The organism is Escherichia sp. AM3 (genome assembly GCF_032029835.1).
In the GTDB taxonomy this organism is placed as follows: Bacteria; Pseudomonadota; Gammaproteobacteria; order Enterobacterales; family Enterobacteriaceae; genus Escherichia; species Escherichia coli.
This window is the reverse complement of record NZ_JAVUPQ010000073.1, coordinates 1-20,213: the sequence shown is the minus strand read 5'-3', so window position 1 is coordinate 20,213 and position 20,213 is coordinate 1. Positions and strand designations below refer to the sequence as shown.

20 protein-coding genes are annotated in these 20,213 nt (G+C 50.8%); 11 read left to right on the top strand and 9 right to left on the bottom strand.

Going from position 1 to position 20,213, the window contains the following annotated elements:
- Positions 1–166: 166 nt before the first annotated feature.
- Entirely contained in the window at positions 167–1,219 is a 1,053-nt protein-coding gene (locus tag RTW80_RS19645) for a 4-oxalomesaconate tautomerase (RefSeq protein ID WP_000723652.1), read from the bottom strand.
- Positions 1,220–1,402: 183 nt separating this feature from the next.
- On the opposite strand from RTW80_RS19645, the gene RTW80_RS19640 reads away from it, so the two are divergent.
- Positions 1,403–2,356, top strand: coding sequence for a LysR family transcriptional regulator (locus tag RTW80_RS19640; RefSeq protein ID WP_000679972.1), 954 nt, complete (start codon positions 1,403–1,405; stop codon positions 2,354–2,356).
- A gap of 40 nt (positions 2,357–2,396) precedes the next feature.
- Here the strand turns inward: RTW80_RS19640 and pgl are convergent, their stop codons facing one another.
- A complete protein-coding gene (gene pgl, locus RTW80_RS19635) occupies positions 2,397–3,392 on the bottom strand; it encodes a 6-phosphogluconolactonase (protein WP_000815435.1) in 996 nt (331 codons plus the stop codon).
- A gap of 154 nt (positions 3,393–3,546) precedes the next feature.
- Here pgl and ybhA point away from each other — a divergent pair, with 154 nt between their 5' ends.
- Entirely contained in the window at positions 3,547–4,365 is an 819-nt protein-coding gene (ybhA, locus tag RTW80_RS19630; RefSeq protein WP_001300666.1) for a bifunctional pyridoxal phosphate/fructose-1,6-bisphosphate phosphatase, read from the top strand.
- Here the strand turns inward: ybhA and modC are convergent, their stop codons facing one another.
- The 4 genes from modC to acrZ form a co-directional block, all read right to left on the bottom strand.
- Positions 4,366–5,424 (bottom strand): molybdenum ABC transporter ATP-binding protein ModC, encoded by a 1,059-nt coding sequence (modC, locus tag RTW80_RS19625; protein WP_063119161.1) that lies wholly within the window; start codon positions 5,422–5,424, stop codon positions 4,366–4,368.
- A gap of 2 nt (positions 5,425–5,426) precedes the next feature.
- Positions 5,427–6,116, bottom strand: a complete 690-nt coding sequence (modB, locus tag RTW80_RS19620; RefSeq protein ID WP_000604034.1) for a molybdate ABC transporter permease subunit — start codon at positions 6,114–6,116, stop codon at positions 5,427–5,429.
- Positions 6,116–6,889 (bottom strand): molybdate ABC transporter substrate-binding protein, encoded by a 774-nt coding sequence (gene modA, locus RTW80_RS19615; RefSeq protein WP_000101984.1) that lies wholly within the window; start codon positions 6,887–6,889, stop codon positions 6,116–6,118. Before modA ends, modB begins: the two co-directional genes overlap by 1 nt.
- A gap of 166 nt (positions 6,890–7,055) precedes the next feature.
- Complete coding sequence (gene acrZ / locus RTW80_RS19610) at positions 7,056–7,205, bottom strand: multidrug efflux pump accessory protein AcrZ (protein WP_000891515.1); 150 nt, start codon at positions 7,203–7,205, stop codon at positions 7,056–7,058.
- Between the two features lie 128 nt (positions 7,206–7,333).
- Between acrZ and modE the strand changes: the two genes are divergently transcribed.
- From modE to gpmA, 7 genes are all read left to right on the top strand, one after another.
- Positions 7,334–8,122, top strand: a complete 789-nt coding sequence (modE, locus tag RTW80_RS19605; RefSeq protein WP_001147439.1) for a molybdenum-dependent transcriptional regulator — start codon at positions 7,334–7,336, stop codon at positions 8,120–8,122.
- Positions 8,123–8,189: 67 nt separating this feature from the next.
- Positions 8,190–9,662, top strand: a complete 1,473-nt coding sequence (modF, locus tag RTW80_RS19600) for a molybdate ABC transporter ATP-binding protein ModF (RefSeq protein ID WP_063119160.1) — start codon at positions 8,190–8,192, stop codon at positions 9,660–9,662.
- Between the two features lie 261 nt (positions 9,663–9,923).
- Complete coding sequence (gene galE, locus RTW80_RS19595) at positions 9,924–10,940, top strand: UDP-glucose 4-epimerase GalE (RefSeq protein ID WP_001265438.1); 1,017 nt, start codon at positions 9,924–9,926, stop codon at positions 10,938–10,940.
- Positions 10,941–10,949: 9 nt separating this feature from the next.
- Complete coding sequence (galT, locus tag RTW80_RS19590) at positions 10,950–11,996, top strand: galactose-1-phosphate uridylyltransferase (protein ID WP_000191497.1); 1,047 nt, start codon at positions 10,950–10,952, stop codon at positions 11,994–11,996.
- 3 nt (positions 11,997–11,999) lie between these two features.
- On the top strand, positions 12,000–13,148 hold the full coding sequence (gene galK, locus RTW80_RS19585) for a galactokinase (RefSeq protein ID WP_000053415.1): 1,149 nt from the start codon (positions 12,000–12,002) through the stop codon (positions 13,146–13,148).
- Positions 13,142–14,182: a galactose-1-epimerase gene (gene galM, locus RTW80_RS19580; protein WP_000931389.1), complete on the top strand. Its 1,041-nt coding sequence runs from the start codon at positions 13,142–13,144 to the stop codon at positions 14,180–14,182. Before galK ends, galM begins: the two co-directional genes overlap by 7 nt.
- A 202-nt stretch (positions 14,183–14,384) precedes the next feature.
- On the top strand, positions 14,385–15,137 hold the full coding sequence (gene gpmA, locus RTW80_RS19575) for a 2,3-diphosphoglycerate-dependent phosphoglycerate mutase (protein ID WP_032247837.1): 753 nt from the start codon (positions 14,385–14,387) through the stop codon (positions 15,135–15,137).
- Between the two features lie 157 nt (positions 15,138–15,294).
- Here gpmA and aroG read toward each other — a convergent pair whose 3' ends face one another.
- Complete coding sequence (gene aroG / locus RTW80_RS19570) at positions 15,295–16,347, bottom strand: 3-deoxy-7-phosphoheptulonate synthase AroG (RefSeq protein WP_001109196.1); 1,053 nt, start codon at positions 16,345–16,347, stop codon at positions 15,295–15,297.
- 315 nt (positions 16,348–16,662) lie between these two features.
- On the opposite strand from aroG, the gene RTW80_RS19565 reads away from it, so the two are divergent.
- A complete protein-coding gene (locus tag RTW80_RS19565; protein WP_000784351.1) occupies positions 16,663–17,043 on the top strand; it encodes a YbgS-like family protein in 381 nt (126 codons plus the stop codon).
- Between the two features lie 113 nt (positions 17,044–17,156).
- Positions 17,157–18,098, top strand: coding sequence for a CDF family zinc transporter ZitB (gene zitB, locus RTW80_RS19560; RefSeq protein ID WP_000951292.1), 942 nt, complete (start codon positions 17,157–17,159; stop codon positions 18,096–18,098).
- Here zitB and pnuC read toward each other — a convergent pair.
- Both pnuC and nadA read right to left on the bottom strand, forming a co-directional pair.
- Positions 18,095–18,814, bottom strand: coding sequence for a nicotinamide riboside transporter PnuC (gene pnuC, locus RTW80_RS19555; RefSeq protein WP_000345410.1), 720 nt, complete (start codon positions 18,812–18,814; stop codon positions 18,095–18,097). The genes zitB and pnuC overlap by 4 nt on opposite strands.
- A 37-nt stretch (positions 18,815–18,851) precedes the next feature.
- Positions 18,852–19,895 (bottom strand): quinolinate synthase NadA, encoded by a 1,044-nt coding sequence (nadA, locus tag RTW80_RS19550; protein WP_000115291.1) that lies wholly within the window; start codon positions 19,893–19,895, stop codon positions 18,852–18,854.
- Positions 19,896–20,213: the final 318 nt, after the last annotated feature.

Genomic DNA, 20,213 nt, shown 5'->3' with positions numbered 1-20,213 from the left:
TGATAGAAACAGAAGCCACTGGAGCACCTCAAAAACACCATCATACACTAAATCAGTAAGTTGGCAGCATCACCAACGATTTCTTATTCATTTAAAATCCTGTTCTTTCTGTATGACTCATACAGAAGTCCTTTATTGATTGTCCTTATCCTGACAACGAATTTTTTCAGGGAAGATAAACTTCACCGGAAAATATTTTTCTGGTCGTCCGAATAACAGATGCGCGTAACGTCGTGGCATCCTGACCTTCATTACTTAAATGAACGTCGAGCGCACCACTGGGGTGTTCAATATTGATATTGCCGTATCCTACAGAAGGGACGATTTGTCGGGTGACGGTGCCTTCCAATGCACAACTACTGGAAATAGCAATAGCACCGGTTATCGCCAGCGCGCGATGGCAAGAATGCGGCATAAAATAACGCACATTAATTGCCCCGCCTTTCTGCGCTGGAGAAATAAGCACAGGTTTAGGGATAACCATATTACTGACATCACCTAAGCCCATTGCTTTACCCGCTTGTAGACGGATAGATTCAATGCGGGCTAATAATGCTTTGTCGGCATCCAGTTCCGCCGGTAATTCATAACCTGTTTTTCCCAGATATTCAGCCGGAATAATGACGACTGGCATCGCCATATCGATACAGGTCACCGGGACATCGTCAAAATAATCAATCTGATTATCAGTCGGGAAAACTTTTCCGGTTTTGGTTCCAGCGGCATTCAGGAAAGTGAGCGCAACCGGTGCGGCAGTACCCGGTACGCCGTCAATTCTGGCGCTACCCTCGTACTCGACAACACCATTTGGCGTTTGCACATCAGCTTCGATGAACGTACCCGTATTGACGTTGCGGATACGTACGCGAGTAACTGGCGAAGTCGCTGCAATCAAACCATTTTCAATGGCGAATGCCCCAACACCAGACAGCATATTGCCGCAGTTAGGCGTGGTATCGACACGTTGCTCATGAACGATTACCTGCGCAAACAGATAATCGACATCAGCACGCGGATCGCTGGAACGGCTAATAATGGCGACTTTACTGGTCAGTGGATTACCGCCGCCAATACCGTCAATTTCCAGATCGTTACCGGAACCCATAATTGCCATCAATATTTTATCGCGCTGCGTTTGATCTTCGGGTAAATGTTCCGCTAACAGGAACGCGCCCCTCGAGGTTCCACCTCGCATCATCACGCAGGGTATTTTTTTCATAATAATGCCCTCAATTTAAAAACATAACTTATTGCGATATGGTTACATTAAGGGCAAAGCATCTCTAATGACTTTAGCTCAACGATTAATAACATTTTTTCATTAATTTAAGTTGGCTAAATGCAGTTAAAATTTTTAACGGCCAGCCACCCAAAATCGTCGCTTCCATTTTCCGGAGTAATAATGAAGCATGAATTATCAAGTATGAAGGCATTTGTCATACTGGCAGAGTCCAGTTCGTTTAACAATGCCGCTAAATTACTCAATATTACGCAACCTGCATTAACGCGAAGAATAAAAAAGATGGAGGAAGATTTACATATTCAACTATTTGAGCGTACAACTCGCAAGGTTACGTTAACAAAAGCAGGAAAAAGGTTGCTCCCGGAGGCGCGGGAATTAATAAAGAAATTCGATGAAACGCTTTTTAATATTCGTGATATGAATGCTTATCATCGTGGTATGGTGACGTTAGCGTGTATTCCGACCGCAGTATTTTATTTTTTACCGCTGGCAATCGGTAAATTTAATGAGCTGTATCCCAATATTAAAGTGCGGATTCTGGAACAAGGCACGAATAATTGCATGGAATCGGTGCTGTGTAACGAATCAGACTTTGGCATAAACATGAACAACGTCACAAATTCATCCATTGATTTTACCCCACTGGTCAACGAGCCGTTCGTGCTGGCCTGTCGGCGTGACCATCCATTGGCCAAAAAGCAGCTTGTAGAATGGCAGGAGTTAGTGGGTTACAAAATGATTGGCGTACGCTCCTCCAGCGGCAACCGACTGTTGATAGAACAACAGCTGGCCGACAAGCCCTGGAAGCTGGACTGGTTTTACGAAGTGCGTCATCTTTCGACGTCATTAGGACTGGTGGAGGCGGGACTGGGGATTTCGGCGCTTCCTGGCCTGGCAATGCCTCATGCGCCCTATTCTTCGATTATTGGTATCCCATTGGTGGAACCCGTTATACGTCGAACATTGGGAATAATTCGCCGTAAAGATGCCGTACTTTCTCCAGCAGCAGAACGCTTTTTTGCCTTACTGATTAATTTATGGACTGACGATAAAGACAATTTGTGGACCAATATCGTCGAACGCCAGAGACACGCGTTACAGGAGATAGGTTAATACACCGGCGCAGGAGAGACTGCGCCGGGTAAATCAGCGGTTAGTGTGCGTTAACCACCACCCACATTGGTCCCTGCCCGACCGCATAGCGGCCTTTTTCATGCAGTAGCCCCTGCTCGCCAACAATTTCGTATACCGAGATGTGGTGAGATTTTTGCCCAGCGGCAATCAGATACTTGCCGCTGTGATCAACATTGAAGCCGCGCGGCTGGGTTTCCGTTGGCTGGAAGCCTTCTTTACTCAACACGCTGCCATCTTCCGAAACGCTGAAGACAGTAATCAGGCTGGCAGTACGGTCACAGGCATATAAGTGACGCCCATCCGGGGTGATATGAATATCAGCCGCCCAACGGGTATCGGAGAAGTTTTCCGGCATCATATCCAGCGTCTGGACACATTCGATATTACCGTGCGGATCTTTCAGTTCCCAGACATCCACTGAGCTGTTTAACTCATTGACGCAATACGCATATTGTTCGTTTGGATGGAATACCATATGACGCGGGCCGGCCCCTTCAACGGTGGTCACTTCCGCAGGGTCCTGCGCCACGAGATGACCATCATCGCTGACCGTAAACAGGCAAATGCGATCCTGCTTTAATGCCGGAACCCACAGCGTACGGTTGTCCGGTGAGATATTGGCGGAATGGCAACCGTCCAGCCCCTCGACCACATCGACGACGCCCACTGGCAGGCCATCTTCCAGACGCGTTACGCTCACGTTACCCGCATTGTAAGAACCTACAAAGACAAACTGCCCCTGGTGATCGGTGGAAATATGCGTCGGACTACCCGGCAGCGCAGACTCTGCGGCAAAGGTCAGTGCGCCATCGTCCGGGGCGATACGATACGCCAGGACGCGAAACTCAGGGCGAACACCAACATAGAGATAACGTTTGTCCGGGCTGACCACCATCGGCTGCACCTGCCCCGGCACATCGACAACCTGTGTCAGCGTCAGTGCGCCTTCATGATTCAGGTTCCAGACGTGAATTTGCTGGCTCTCAGGGCTGGCGATATAAACTGTTTGCTTCATGAATGCTCCTTTGCATTTAGCAACTGACTGTAACAGCTAAAATTAGTCGCTTTTGGCGGTGAATGCTGAATTAAAACGCAGAATTTTGTCCGATAGTGGTATCGGTGTACCATTCGCGCAGACGAAAATTCTTAACCTTAATCTGGAATACGCCATGACCACACGCGTGATTGCTCTCGACTTAGACGGCACCTTATTGACCCCGAAAAAGACCCTGCTTCCTTCATCGATAGAAGCCCTGGCCCGCGCTCGCGAAGCAGGCTATCAATTAATCATCGTCACAGGTCGCCATCACGTCGCTATTCATCCTTTTTATCAGGCGCTGGCGCTGGATACACCTGCTATTTGCTGTAATGGCACCTATTTGTATGATTATCATGCAAAAACCGTGCTGGAAGCGGACCCAATGCCCGTTATTAAAGCCCTGCAACTCATTGAGATGCTGAATGAACACCACATTCACGGTCTGATGTATGTCGATGATGCAATGGTCTATGAGCACCCGACCGGGCATGTCATTCGCACATCTAACTGGGCGCAAACCCTGCCGCCGGAACAGCGTCCGACTTTCACACAAGTCGCTTCTCTGGCTGAAACGGCGCAACAAGTTAACGCCGTATGGAAGTTCGCCCTGACGCACGATGACCTGCCGCAATTGCAGCATTTTGGTAAGCATGTCGAACATGAACTGGGACTGGAGTGTGAATGGTCCTGGCACGATCAGGTTGATATTGCACGCGGCGGCAACAGCAAAGGTAAACGTTTGACGAAATGGGTTGAGGCGCAAGGTTGGTCGATGGAAAACGTCGTGGCATTCGGCGATAACTTTAATGATATCAGTATGCTGGAAGCCGCTGGTACAGGCGTGGCGATGGGCAACGCCGATGACGCGGTAAAAGCGCGCGCCAACATTGTGATTGGTGATAACACCACCGACAGCATTGCCCAATTCATTTATAGCCACCTGATTTAATCAGGCGGTTATCGACACACTTTTAATTTGCGCGTACAGCCACAGGCCAGGTTTGATCGCCAGTTCATCCCTGGCCCACGGGCTGATACGCGCCCACAGCGTTTTACCGCCGACTTCCAGTTCCACTTCCACCTGGCCGTTGTCGTCATAACTATTAACAACTTTTGCCCGCAATACGTTACGAATGCTGGTTTGCTGCGGCGGTTGTAAAACCAGAGAAACATCGGAAGCCTGAATGCGGATACGTAGCACAGCTTGCAGCGGTTCGTCCAGCTTATTGACCCACAAATGCTGATCGCCCAGCGCCAGCGCGGTCATCGCGTAATGCGGATGATGCTCAAGCACCGTCACTTTCAGAATGCTACTTTGTTGCTCTTTCGGCAGCCACGGATTCATCACGCTACTGCCCCACACTTCCTCCAGCGCGCCAAAGGCTTTCACCTGACCGTTTTCCAGTACCATCACTCTGTCTGCCAGATGGAGGATCTCATCCAGCGAATGGCTGACATACAACATCGGAATGTTGATTTCCCGTGTCAGCCGTTGCAGATAAGGCAACAGTTCGCGTTTACGCGGAATATCCAGTGACGCCAGCGGTTCATCCAGCAACAGCAATTCCGGTGCTGTCAGCAAAGCCCGACCAATCGCCACGCGCTGTTTTTCGCCTCCGGACAGGCTGCCTGGTAAACGGTCAAGCAACGGTTCAATGCCTAAAAGCGCCACCAGCTTATCGAACTGATCGACCATACTTTTCGACATGCCGTAGCGCAGATTGCCACGCACTTTGTAATGCGGGAACAGCCGCGCATCCTGAAAAACATAGCCAACGCGACGCTTTTCCGGCGTCAGGCAGATACCTTTTTCGGCATCATTTAGTACCCGCCCATTGAGGACAATCCGCCCTTTTTGCGGGCGCGTCAGTCCACTGATGGCGTTAATCAGCGAAGTTTTTCCGGCACCGGAGACGCCAAAGATAGCAGTGATGCCATTGGCGGGCAGCGTTTCATTAATAGTCAGGCAATGGTTGCCCAACGTCTGGGAAAAATTCAGTTCCAGCATGATTAGCGCCCCGCCCGTTCACGGCTGATTCTGGCCAGCCATTCTGAAATCAACAGGGAGATCATCGCCAGCGCAATAGAAATAATGCACAGTCTCGCCGCTCCACTTTCCCCGCCGGGGGTCTGGATCAGGGTATACATGGCAGAAGGAATGGTTCGCGTTTCACCAGGAATGTTCGACACAAAGGTGATGGTTGCACCAAACTCACCGAGAGAACGAGCAAAAGCCAGTACCGTACCAACAATAATTCCCGGTAAGGTCAGCGGTAACGTGATAGTAAAGAAAACGCGCCAGCGCCCGGCCCCCAGTGTTCTTGCGGCCTGTTCCAGTTTGACATCAACCCCTTCCAGCGCCAGACGAATTGCCCGCACCATCAGCGGAAACGACATGACGGCGGCAGCGAGAACCGCGCCGCGCCAGCTAAAGGCGAAGGTAATACCAAACCAGTCATACAGACGTTCACCGATAAATCCGCGCCGTCCCATCGAAACTAATAATAAGTAACCGACGACCACGGGCGGTAACACCAGCGGTAGATGCAGTACGCTGTCGAGCAGAGCTTTGCCCGGAAACGTGCAACGCACCAGTAACCAGGCAAAAAAGATCCCAAACGGCAGGCTAAACAGCACAGCCAGGGAAGAAACTTTCAGGCTTAATAAAACTGCCTGCCATTCTGGATCGGTCAGTATCATTACTTGATTGTAAATCCGTAACGTTTAAAGATTTCCGCTGCCTGCGGTCCCTTCAGATAATCATAAAATGCTTTCACTGTCGCATTGTTATGCCCTTCCACAACAGCAACCGGATATTCCACTTTTTTATGTGAATCTTCCGGGAAGGTGGCAACCACTTTTACCCCTTTGCTGGCAACTGCGTCAGAACCGTAGACAATGCCCAGAGGCGCTTCGTTACGTTCGACCAGCGCCAGCGCCCCACGAACATCTTCCGCTGGGGCCAGTTTCGGAGAGAGCGTATCCCATGCGCCCAGTTTTTGCAGTGCTTCTTTTGCATAAATGCCAGCGGGAACATGTTCCGGATCGCCAACCGCCAGGCGACCGCCATTCAGCAGTGAAGTCCAGTTGGTTTTGCTGTCGATGGTGAAATCTTTCTGCACGCTGGCTTTCGGTGCTACAACGACCAGGCTATTGCCGAGCAGTGTCTGACGCGTAGCTGTATCGATCGCTTTTTTATCAACCGCATAATCCATCCATTTCTGATCGGCAGAAATAAACAGATCCGCAGGCGCACCCGCTTCAATCTGACGGGCGAGAGTAGATGACGAAGCGAAAGAAGAAACCACATCCACGCCTTTCTCTTTTTTAAACTGCGTAGCAATGTCCTGCATTGCGTTAGTCAGTGATGCGGCGGCGAACACCGTGATTTTCCCTTCATCTGCCAGTGCATTGCCAGCAACAGCGAAAGAGAGTGCCGCCCCGGCAAACAAGTTCAACCATTTACGAGCCATTGGTAACCCCTTAATGTAACGTTATGTAGGCGACAATATAACGACTAACTCGGAATTTTCCCAGCAGTTATTGCTAACCTTTGTGAGGTAGATAAGAAAAAATATCGGCAGGAAAAGCAGGAAGTTGAGAAAAAGAAAATGCCCGACTAAGCGGGCATTCAGGGAATCAATGATTTTGTCCGGGCTGGTCTTTTTTACCAACACCAGAAAAGATGTTGAATACTTCACCAAGACCGTAAATCAGACCCAGGATGATGGCCATCACGACAGGTACCATGATTACGGCGAATACCAGACTTTTTAATAACTCTAACATGGTCAACTCCAGATATAGTCATGAGACTATTCTAACCGCTAAGCACAGAAAAGCACTCCCCTTTTGTGCGGTCAGCTTTGCGTGGCGTTCGTTTTCCGTCACAATAAGACTTTTGCCAGGACATTGTTATGCAGGCCGAAATCCTTCTCACCCTTAAGCTCCAACAAAAATTATTCGCCGACCCGCGCCGCATTTCGCTACTAAAACACATTGCGCTTTCCGGTTCCATTAGCCAGGGAGCGAAAGATGCCGGTATTAGCTATAAAAGCGCCTGGGATGCCATTAACGAGATGAATCAGTTAAGTGAGCATATTCTGGTCGAGCGCGCAACAGGCGGTAAAGGTGGCGGCGGCGCAGTACTGACCCGCTATGGTCAGCGACTGATTCAGCTCTATGACTTACTGGCGCAAATCCAGCAAAAAGCCTTTGATGTGTTAAGTGACGATGACGCCCTGCCGCTGAACAGCCTGCTGGCCGCGATCTCACGTTTTTCACTGCAAACCAGCGCCCGTAACCAGTGGTTCGGTACCATCACCGCCCGCGATCATGATGACGTTCAACAGCATGTTGATGTCTTACTGGCTGACGGAAAAACACGCCTGAAAGTCGCAATTACCGCACAAAGCGGCGCGCGTCTGGGGCTGGATGAAGGCAAAGAAGTGTTGATATTGTTAAAAGCGCCGTGGGTAGGTATTACTCAGGACGAGGCGGTCGCGCAAAACGCCGACAACCAATTACCGGGTATTATTAGTCATATTGAGCGCGGCGCAGAGCAGTGCGAAGTATTAATGGCGCTACCCGACGGGCAAACACTGTGCGCCACAGTGCCGGTAAATGAAGCGACTTCTCTTCAGCAAGGGCAGAATGTCACGGCCTACTTTAATGCCGACAGCGTGATTATCGCCACGCTGTGCTAAGCGTGTTGACAATTTGTTATGAAACACGTATCCCTGTCAGTAATCGCTGCACAAAATGGGATATAAAATGTCATCGTTGCAAATTTTGCAAGGCACGTTTCGTCTTAGCGACACAAAAACGCTGCAATTGCCTCAGCTAACGTTAAACGCGGGTGATAGTTGGGCGTTTGTCGGTTCGAATGGAAGCGGGAAATCGGCCCTGGCCCGCGCGCTGGCGGGGGAACTTCCGCTTTTGAAAGGTGAACGGCAAAGCCAGTTTTCCCACATCACTCGTATCTCCTTCGAGCAATTGCAAAAGCTCGTCAGCGACGAATGGCAACGGAATAACACCGATATGCTCGGCCCTGGCGAAGATGACACCGGACGCACTACGGCTGAGATTATTCAGGATGAAGTAAAGGATGCACCGCGTTGCATGCAACTGGCGCAGCAGTTCGGTATTACCGCCCTCCTCGACCGACGCTTTAAATACCTTTCCACTGGCGAGACGCGAAAAACCCTGCTGTGTCAGGCGCTGATGTCGGAGCCTGACTTGTTGATTCTTGATGAGCCGTTCGATGGCCTGGATGTTGCTTCACGTCAGCAGCTGGCTGAGCGACTCGCCTCGTTACATCAGTCCGGTATTACTCTGGTACTGGTGCTCAATCGCTTCGATGAGATCCCGGAATTTGTCCAGTTTGCTGGCGTGCTGGCGGATTGTACGTTAGCGGAAACGGGCGCTAAAGAGGAACTGCTCCAGCAAGCACTCGTCGCGCAACTGGCGCATAGCGAACAGCTTGAAGGTGTGCAACTGCCGGAACCGGATGAACCTTCAGCACGTCACGCCTTACCCGCCAACGAACCGCGCATTGTGCTGAACAATGGCGTGGTTTCTTATAACGATCGCCCCATTCTTAATAACCTTAGCTGGCAGGTGAATCCAGGCGAACACTGGCAAATTGTCGGGCCAAATGGTGCGGGAAAATCGACGTTATTAAGCCTGATTACTGGCGATCATCCGCAAGGTTACAGCAACGATTTGACGCTTTTCGGCCGACGTCGTGGCAGCGGCGAAACCATCTGGGATATCAAAAAGCATATCGGTTACGTCAGCAGTAGTTTGCATCTGGATTACCGGGTCAGCACTACCGTGCGTAATGTGATTCTTTCTGGCTATTTCGATTCGATTGGCATTTATCAAGCCGTTTCGGATCGCCAGCAAAAACTGGTGCAGCAGTGGCTGGATATTCTCGGCATTGATAAACGCACGGCTGACGCTCCGTTCCATAGTCTTTCCTGGGGACAGCAGCGTCTGGCGCTGATCGTCCGCGCACTGGTGAAACATCCGACGTTGCTTATTCTCGATGAACCACTACAGGGGCTTGATCCGCTCAATCGCCAGCTTATCCGCCGTTTTGTTGATGTGCTGATTAGCGAAGGTGAAACGCAATTGTTGTTTGTTTCGCACCACGCTGAAGATGCGCCTGCCTGTATTACCCATCGCCTTGAGTTCGTGCCGGACGGTGGACTCTATCGCTATGTGCTGACAAAAATATATTGAGTCGGTAGTGCTGACCTTGCCGGAGGCGGCCTAAGCGCCCTCTCCGGCCAACGGTTCGACGCATGCAGGCATTAAACCGCGTCTTTTTTTCAGATAAAAAGCGCAATCATTCATAAACCCTCTGTTTTATAATCACTTAATCGCGCATAAAAAACGGCTAAATTCTTGTGTAAACGATTCCACTAATTTATTCCATGTCACACTTTTCGCATCTTTGTTATGCTATGGTTATTTCATACTATAAGCCTAATGGAGCGAATTATGAGAGTTCTGGTTACCGGTGGTAGCGGTTACATTGGAAGTCATACCTGTGTGCAATTACTGCAAAACGGTCATGATGTCATCATTCTTGATAACCTCTGTAACAGTAAGCGCAGCGTACTGCCTGTTATCGAGCGTTTAGGCGGCAAACATCCAACGTTTGTTGAAGGCGATATTCGTAACGAAGCGTTGATGACCGAGATCCTGCACGATCACGCTATCGACACCGTGATCCACTTCGCCGGGCTGAAAGCCGTGGGCGAATCGGTACAAAAACCGCTGGAATATTACGACAACAATGTCAACGGCACTCTGCGCCTGATTAGCGCCATGCGCGCCGCTAACGTCAAAAACTTTATTTTTAGCTCCTCCGCCACCGTTTATGGCGATCAGCCCAAAATTCCATACGTTGAAAGCTTCCCGACCGGCACACCGCAAAGCCCTTACGGCAAAAGCAAGCTGATGGTGGAACAGATCCTCACCGATCTGCAAAAAGCCCAGCCGGACTGGAGCATTGCCCTGCTGCGCTACTTCAACCCGGTTGGCGCGCATCCGTCGGGCGATATGGGCGAAGATCCGCAAGGCATTCCGAATAACCTGATGCCATACATCGCCCAGGTTGCTGTAGGCCGTCGCGACTCGCTGGCGATTTTTGGTAACGATTATCCGACCGAAGATGGTACTGGCGTACGCGATTACATCCACGTAATGGATCTGGCGGACGGTCACGTCGTGGCGATGGAAAAACTGGCGAACAAGCCAGGCGTACACATCTACAACCTCGGCGCTGGCGTAGGCAACAGCGTGCTGGACGTGGTTAATGCCTTCAGCAAAGCCTGCGGCAAACCGGTTAATTATCATTTTGCACCGCGTCGCGAGGGCGACCTTCCGGCCTACTGGGCGGACGCCAGCAAAGCCGACCGTGAACTGAACTGGCGCGTAACGCGCACACTCGATGAAATGGCGCAGGACACCTGGCACTGGCAGTCACGCCATCCACAGGGATATCCCGATTAAGGAACGACCATGACGCAATTTAATCCCGTTGATCATCCACATCGCCGCTACAACCCGCTCACCGGGCAATGGATTCTGGTTTCACCGCACCGCGCTAAGCGCCCCTGGCAGGGGGCGCAGGAAACGCCAGCCAAACAGGTGTTACCTGCGCACGATCCAGATTGCTTCCTCTGCGCAGGTAATGTGCGGGTGACAGGCGATAAAAACCCCGATTACACCGGGACTTACGTTTTCACTAATGACTTTGCGGCTTTGATGTCTGACACGCCAGATGCGCCAGAAAGTCACGATCCGCTGATGCGTTGCCAGAGCGCGCGCGGCACCAGCCGGGTGATCTGCTTTTCACCGGATCACAGTAAAACGCTGCCAGAGCTCAGCGTTGCAGCATTGACGGAAATCGTCAAAACCTGGCAGGAGCAAACCGCAGAACTGGGGAAAACGTACCCATGGGTGCAGGTTTTTGAAAACAAAGGCGCGGCGATGGGCTGCTCTAACCCGCATCCGCACGGTCAGATTTGGGCAAATAGCTTCCTGCCTAACGAAGCTGAGCGCGAAGACCGCCTGCAAAAAGAATATTTTGCCGAACAGAAATCACCAATGCTGGTGGATTATGTTCAGCGCGAGCTGGCAGACGGTAGCCGTACCGTTGTCGAAACCGAACACTGGTTAGCCGTCGTGCCTTACTGGGCTGCCTGGCCGTTCGAAACGCTACTGCTGCCCAAAGCCCACGTTTTACGGATCACCGATTTGACCGACGCCCAGCGCAGCGATCTGGCGCTGGCGTTGAAAAAGCTGACCAGTCGTTATGACAACCTCTTCCAGTGCTCCTTCCCCTACTCTATGGGCTGGCACGGCGCGCCATTTAATGGCGAAGAGAATCAACACTGGCAGCTGCACGCGCACTTTTATCCGCCTCTGCTGCGCTCCGCCACCGTACGTAAATTTATGGTTGGTTATGAAATGCTGGCAGAGACCCAGCGAGACCTGACCGCAGAACAGGCAGCAGAGCGTTTGCGCGCAGTCAGCGATATCCATTTTCGCGAATCCGGAGTGTAAGAAATGAGTCTGAAAGAAAAAACACAATCTCTGTTTGCCAACGCATTTGGCTACCCTGCCACTCACACCATTCAGGCGCCTGGCCGCGTGAATTTGATTGGTGAACACACCGACTACAACGACGGTTTCGTTCTGCCCTGCGCGATTGATTATCAAACCGTGATCAGTTGTGCACCACGCGATGACCGTAAAGTTCGCGTGATGGCAGCCGATTATGAAAATCAGCTCGACGAGTTTTCCCTCGATGCGCCCATTGTCGCACATGAAAACTATCAATGGGCTAACTACGTTCGTGGCGTGGTGAAACATCTGCAACTGCGTAACAACAGCTTCGGCGGCGTGGACATGGTGATCAGCGGCAATGTGCCGCAGGGTGCCGGGTTAAGTTCTTCCGCTTCACTGGAAGTCGCGGTCGGAACCGTATTGCAGCAGCTTTATCATCTGCCGCTGGACGGCGCACAAATCGCGCTTAACGGTCAGGAAGCAGAAAACCAGTTTGTAGGCTGTAACTGCGGGATCATGGATCAGCTAATTTCCGCGCTCGGCAAGAAAGATCATGCCTTGCTGATCGATTGCCGCTCACTGGGGACCAAAGCAGTTTCCATGCCCAAAGGTGTGGCTGTCGTCATCATCAACAGTAACTTCAAACGTACCCTGGTTGGCAGCGAATACAACACCCGTCGTGAACAGTGCGAAACCGGTGCGCGTTTCTTCCAGCAGCCAGCCCTGCGTGATGTCACCATTGAAGAGTTCAACGCTGTTGCGCATGAACTGGACCCGATCGTGGCGAAACGCGTGCGGCATATCCTGACTGAAAACGCCCGCACCGTTGAAGCTGCCAGCGCGCTGGAGCAGGGCGACCTGAAACGTATGGGCGAGTTGATGGCGGAGTCTCATGCCTCTATGCGCGATGATTTCGAAATCACCGTGCCGCAAATTGACACTCTGGTAGAAATCGTCAAAGCTGTGATTGGCGACAAAGGTGGCGTACGCATGACCGGCGGCGGATTTGGCGGCTGTATCGTCGCGTTGATCCCGGAAGAGCTGGTGCCTGCCGTACAGCAAGCTGTCGCTGAACAATATGAAGCAAAAACAGGTATTAAAGAGACTTTTTACGTTTGTAAACCATCACAAGGAGCAGGACAGTGCTGAACGAAACTCCCGCACTGGCACCCGATGGTCAGCCGTACCGACTGTTAACTTTGCGTAACAACGCAGGGATGGTAGTCACGCTGATGGACTGGGGTGCGACTTTACTTTCAGCCCGTATTCCGCTTTCCGATGGCAGCGTCCGCGAGGCGCTGCTCGGCTGTGCCAGCCCGGAATGCTATCAGGATCAGGCCGCGTTTCTGGGGGCCTCTATTGGTCGTTATGCCAACCGCATCGCCAATAGCCGTTATACCTTTGACGGTGAAACCGTGACCCTTTCGCCAAGTCAGGGCGTTAACCAGCTGCACGGCGGCCCGGAAGGGTTCGACAAACGTCGCTGGCAGATTGTGAACCAGAACGATCGTCAGGTGCTGTTTGCCCTGAGTTCAGATGATGGCGATCAGGGCTTCCCGGGTAATCTCGGCGCAACGGTGCAATATCGTCTGACCGACGATAACCGTATCTCCATTACTTATCGCGCCACAGTTGATAAACCTTGCCCGGTGAATATGACTAATCACGTCTATTTCAATCTTGACGGCGAGCAGTCTGACGTGCGCAATCACAAGTTGCAGATTCTGGCGGACGAATATCTGCCGGTTGATGAAGGCGGCATTCCGCACGACGGCTTGAAATCTGTCGCCGGAACGTCTTTTGATTTCCGCAGCGCCAAAATCATCGCCAGTGAGTTTCTTGCCGACGACGATCAGCGCAAAGTGAAAGGTTACGATCACGCATTCTTGTTACAGGCCAAAGGCGATGGCAAGAAAGTGGCGGCGCATGTCTGGTCAGCAGATGAAAAATTGCAGCTGAAGGTCTACACCACCGCTCCGGCTCTTCAATTCTACTCCGGCAACTTCCTCGGCGGCACACCGTCGCGGGGAACCGAACCTTACGCCGACTGGCAAGGGCTGGCGTTGGAAAGCGAGTTTCTGCCGGACAGCCCGAACCACCCTGAATGGCCGCAACCGGACTGCTTCCTGCGTCCTGGCGAAGAGTATTCCAGCCTGACGGAATATCAGTTTATTGCTGAGTAATGTTAAGCCCTCGTCATGAGGGCTTTATCTTCATATTGTTCAAATCACCAGCAAACACCGACATATTTGCAACTCAATATTCACAACAACCTTACACTGCGCCACTATTTTCGCTATGGTTATGCGTAAGCATTGCTGTTGCTTCGTCGCGGCAATATAATGAGAATTATTATCATTAAAAGATGATTTGAGGAGTAAGTATATGGCTGTAACTAAGCTGGTTCTGGTTCGTCATGGCGAAAGTCAGTGGAACAAAGAAAACCGTTTCACCGGTTGGTACGACGTGGATCTGTCTGAGAAAGGCGTAAGCGAAGCAAAAGCAGCAGGTAAGCTGCTGAAAGAGGAAGGTTACAGCTTTGACTTTGCTTACACTTCTGTGCTGAAACGCGCTATCCATACCCTGTGGAATGTGCTGGACGAACTGGATCAGGCATGGCTGCCCGTTGAGAAATCCTGGAAACTGAACGAACGTCACTACGGTGCGTTGCAGGGTCTGAACAAAGCGGAAACTGCTGAAAAGTATGGCGACGAGCAGGTGAAACAGTGGCGTCGTGGTTTTGCAGTGACTCCGCCGGAACTGACTAAAGATGATGAGCGTTATCCGGGTCACGATCCGCGTTACGCGAAACTGAGCGAGAAAGAACTGCCGCTGACGGAAAGCCTGGCGCTGACCATTGACCGCGTGATCCCTTACTGGAATGAAACTATTCTGCCGCGTATGAAGGGCGGTGAGCGCGTGATCATCGCTGCACACGGTAACTCTTTACGTGCGCTGGTGAAATATCTTGATAACATGAGCGAAGAAGAGATTCTTGAGCTTAATATCCCGACTGGCGTGCCGCTGGTGTATGAGTTCGACGAGAATTTCAAACCGCTGAAACGCTATTATCTGGGTAATGCTGACGAGATCGCAGCGAAAGCAGCGGCGGTTGCAAACCAGGGTAAAGCGAAGTAAACGTCATTCGTTTAAAATGAGAAAGCCGACTGCAAGTGAGTCGGCTTTTTTGTTGCTAACAATGGAGCACATTGCCTGATGCGACGCTGCGCGACTTATCAGGCCTGTGGTGATTCATCGGATACGCCACTCTGACGGCGCATCCGACAATTAAACCTTACCCGCGACGCGCTTTTACTGCATTCGCCAGTTGACGTAACAGAGCATCGGTATCTTCCCAGCCGATGCAGGCATCGGTGATGCTCTTACCGTAGGCCAGCGGCTCCCCGCTCTCGAGGCTCTGATTGCCTTCCACCAGATGGCTTTCCACCATCACGCCAATAATGGCCTTTTCGCCACCGGCAATCTGCTGGCAAACGTCAGCACAAACATCCATCTGCTTTTTGAATTGTTTGGACGAGTTAGCATGGCTGAAATCGATCATCACCTGTGCTGGCAGGCCTGCTTTGTTCAGCCCTTCTTTCACTTCAGCAACGTGCTTCGCGCTGTAGTTAGGCTCTTTACCGCCGCGCAGAATGATATGGCAATCGCCGTTACCGCTGGTATTCACAATCGCCGAATGCCCCCATTTCGTTACGGACAGGAAGCAGTGCGGCGCACCGGCGGCATTAATGGCATCGATAGCCACTTTAATCGTACCGTCGGTGCCATTTTTGAAGCCGACCGGACAAGAAAGCCCTGATGCCAGTTCGCGGTGCACCTGCGATTCGGTGGTACGTGCGCCAATTGCGCCCCAGCTCATCAGGTCAGCGAGATATTGTGGGGTGATCATATCGAGAAACTCACCTGCCGCTGGCAGACCGCTGTCGTTAATATCAAGCAGCAATTTACGGGCTATACGCAGACCGTCGTTGATCTGGAAGCTATTATCCATATGCGGATCGTTAATCAGCCCTTTCCAGCCCACCGTGGTACGCGGCTTTTCAAAATAGACGCGCATTACGATTTCCAGCTCATCTTTCAGCTCTTCACGCAGCGCCAGCAAGCGAGTGGCATACTCTTTTGCCGCGACAGGATCATGAATTGAGCATGGGCCAATCACAACCAACAGGCGATCATCATTACCTTTCAGGATCTTATGGATCGCTTTTCGGGCATGGGCAACCGTATTCGCGGCATTTTCAGTAGCGGGGAATTTTTCCAGCAATGCGACAGGAGGAAGTAACTCTTTGATTTCTTTGATGCGTAAATCGTCGTTCTGATAATTCATGTCTGTTCCAGTGTTGCCATACTTATCTTAGTGAATGCAATACTTCCAATCTATATCTTCCGTCAGAATGTGTAAACGGGGTTTTACACTATGAACGGATTAATCCTGGAATTAGCAAGAAAAACGCCAGATTGTCGCGAAAAACGAGATCTCTCCTACAATTTCTAACTGTAACTCCTTTGTTTGTTAATTATTTCAAGATTCTCTGCTGCGTTTCATAACCTGGCTGAAATCTTAAACCAATGCCTTATATTCACCTGCAAATGCACTGTTGGAAGAGGTTATCCGACATAACGACCATAACAGGAGCATCCTATGAAAATGACAAAACTGGCCACATTATTTCTGACTGCCACTCTAAGCCTTGCCAGCGGTGCCGCACTGGCTGCCGATAGCGGAGCGCAAACTAATAACGGCCAGGCAAACGCCGCAGCTGATGCGGGCCAGGTAGCCCCTGACGCCCGTGAAAATGTCGCGCCAAATAACGTCGACAATAACGGGGTAAATACCGGTTCTGGCGGCACAATGCTGCATTCGGATGGTTCTTCAATGAACAATGACGGAATGACCAAAGATGAAGAGCACAAGAACACCATGTGCAAAGATGGTCGCTGTCCGGATATCAATAAAAAGGTACAAACCGGTGATGGCATCAATAATGATGTCGATACCAAAACCGACGGTACCACGCAGTAACCCTGCAAAATAGCCAATAATGGGAGAGCGGAGTCTCTCCCTTTTAATTTTTCACTTCTAAAAGCAGTATGATGTCATAAAGTTAAGTGAGAATAATTAAGGGATGACTCGTCATGGCGCACTCACACTCACACACGTCCTCACACCTGCCAGAAGATAATAATGCTCGTCGCTTGTTGTATGCTTTCGGCGTGACTGCCGGGTTTATGCTGGTAGAAGTCGTTGGTGGTTTTCTTTCTGGTTCTCTGGCATTGCTGGCCGATGCGGGTCATATGTTGACCGATACTGCCGCCCTGCTTTTCGCCCTACTCGCCGTGCAATTTTCACGTCGTCCTCCCACCATTCGCCACACTTTCGGTTGGCTAAGACTGACCACGCTCGCGGCGTTTGTGAATGCCATAGCCCTCGTGGTAATTACCATTTTGATTGTCTGGGAGGCGATAGAACGCTTCCGCACGCCGCGTCCGGTCGAGGGCGGCATGATGATGGCAATTGCCGTGGCTGGGTTGCTGGCAAATATACTTTCTTTCTGGTTACTTCATCACGGCAGCGAAGAGAAAAACCTCAACGTACGAGCAGCGGCACTGCATGTGCTCGGGGACCTGCTGGGTTCGGTTGGGGCTATTATTGCCGCGTTGATTATTATCTGGACTGGCTGGACACCTGCTGACCCCATTCTCTCGATACTGGTGTCGCTTCTGGTTCTGCGTAGCGCGTGGCGACTGTTGAAAGATAGCGTGAATGAATTACTTGAAGGTGCACCGGTATCGCTGGATATCGCTGAACTGAAGCGTCGTATGTGCCGGGAAATCCCGGAAGTCCGCAATGTGCACCATGTACATGTATGGATGGTAGGCGAGAAGCCGGTGATGACGTTGCATGTGCAGGTGATCCCGCCACACGATCACGATGCCTTGTTGGATCAGATCCAACACTACCTGATGGATCACTATCAGATTGAGCACGCCACCATTCAGATGGAATATCAACCTTGTCATGGGCCAGACTGCCACCTGAATGAAGGGGTGTCTGGCCATTCACATCATCACCATTAATGGGACAGCGCGCGTGAGCCTCTTTCACGTGCGCTGTTGATCCACATCCGGCTGCCGTTGAGCGCAATAAAGGTCAGGATGATGTACTCCAGAGACATGGCGTAAACGCCCTGAAGTGCAAAAATAACGACGCTAATCACGTTAATAATCACCCACAACAGCCAGTTTTCCACATACTTACGCGTCATCAGAATCATTGCCACGATAGATAACACCATCATGCATGAATCCCAGAACGGGAAAGCGTCCGGTTGCAGTTCAGGCATCACAACCTGTAATCCTAATGCTTGCATGATCATGACTGCCACGCGGGTCAAAAATGCAAACACCGGATTGATAAATACCGTCATCAGACCAATCGAAACAACGCAAACCGCCAACCAGCTGAGTGCCTTCGGCAATGGCAACCAGCGAATTTTCAACTCCGCCTCGTTCTGACTGGTTTGTCGCGACCACGCATACCAACCGTAAATATTCGCGGCAAAGAAAAACACCTGTAATAGCAGGCTGGCATACAGCTGAATCTGAAAGAAAATAATGCCAAACAAGGTGACGTTGATCAGGCCAAAGAAGTAGTTGCTGATCTTCTCCAGACTGGCAAGGCCAATACACAGCAACCCGGCGATCGTGCCTACCGCTTCGATCCATGAGAGATCATAACCGCCTGCCCCTATTGGTATATGTACCAGGATATTCTGCACACTAAAAAAATCCATCTTTCCCCCAAAGCGTAACGTTACGCCTTATTATTCGTTATCCACGTAGTGTAGCCGCAAAATCCAGCATACGATTGAGCGGCACCAGCGCCCTCTCTCGCAGCCTTTCTTCAACATGAACCTCGTGATTGCTTCCTTCCTGTTCTAATGCCTCTGCGATGGCCTGAAGGCCATTCATGGCCATCCACGGACAATGCGCGCAGCTGCGGCAGGTTGCACCCTCACCTGCGGTTGGTGCTTCCAGTAACTCTTTATCTGGCACCGCCTGCTGCATTTTGTAGAAAATACCCCGATCGGTTGCCACAATAAGCCTCTGATGTGGCAATGTTTTCGCAGCAGCGATCAGTTGACTGGTGGAACCGACCGCATCCGCCATATCGACAATAGCTTGTGGTGATTCTGGATGCACCAGTATGGCAGCATCCGGGTATTCTTCTTGCAAGCGGGTTAACGCCTGAGTCTTAAATTCATCATGCACAATACAGGCACCCTGCCAGCATAGAATGTCTCCACCCGTCTGTTTTTGCACGTAACGCCCCAGATGTTTGTCGGGTGCCCAGATGATTTTTTCACCCAAACTATCAAGATGATCAATAAGTTCGACGGCAATGCTTGAAGTTACCACCCAATCTGCGCGCGCTTTTACCGCAGCAGAAGTGTTGGCGTAGACGACGACAGTACGATCGGGATGGGCATCGCAAAATGCGTTAAATTCTTCAACAGGGCAGCCGAGATCCAGTGAACATTCAGCCTGAAGTGTCGGCATCAGAATTGTTTTTTCCGGACTGAGAATTTTGGCGGTTTCTCCCATAAATCTCACCCCAGCGACTAACAAAGTAGAAGCGGGATGCTTTGCACCGAAGCGCGCCATTTCCAGAGAATCAGAAATACAGCCACCGGTTTCTTCTGCCAGTTGTTGAATTTCGGGATCGGTATAGTAGTGGGCAACCATCACCGCATTACGTTCTTTTAGCAGACGTTTTATCTTCTCGCGGTAATACGCTTTTTCATCAATGCTTAACGGCGTCGGCTTCGGGGGGAAAGGATAAATCGCCGTGTCTGGATCAAACATTACGCTCATCTTACCATCTCGTTTTACAGGCTTAACGTTAAAACCGACATTAGCGTAATATTCGCTGTTATCGGTGTAATTTGTTTTATATGCTAAACAAGATAGTCGAATGGTGGGGAAAAGTCACTCGAATTACGTATGAGATGCCGAATGCCACACTTTGCGTCTTATTCCTCCGACGTAAAGTTGTTTACGCAGCAAGCGCGGAGTATGTCATCAGGGTCAAGAATTGAAATTGAGAGATGCCTGAATAGCAAAAAAGCGCCTTTAGGGCGCTTTTTTACATTGGTGGGTCGTGCAGGATTCGAACCTGCGACCAATTGATTA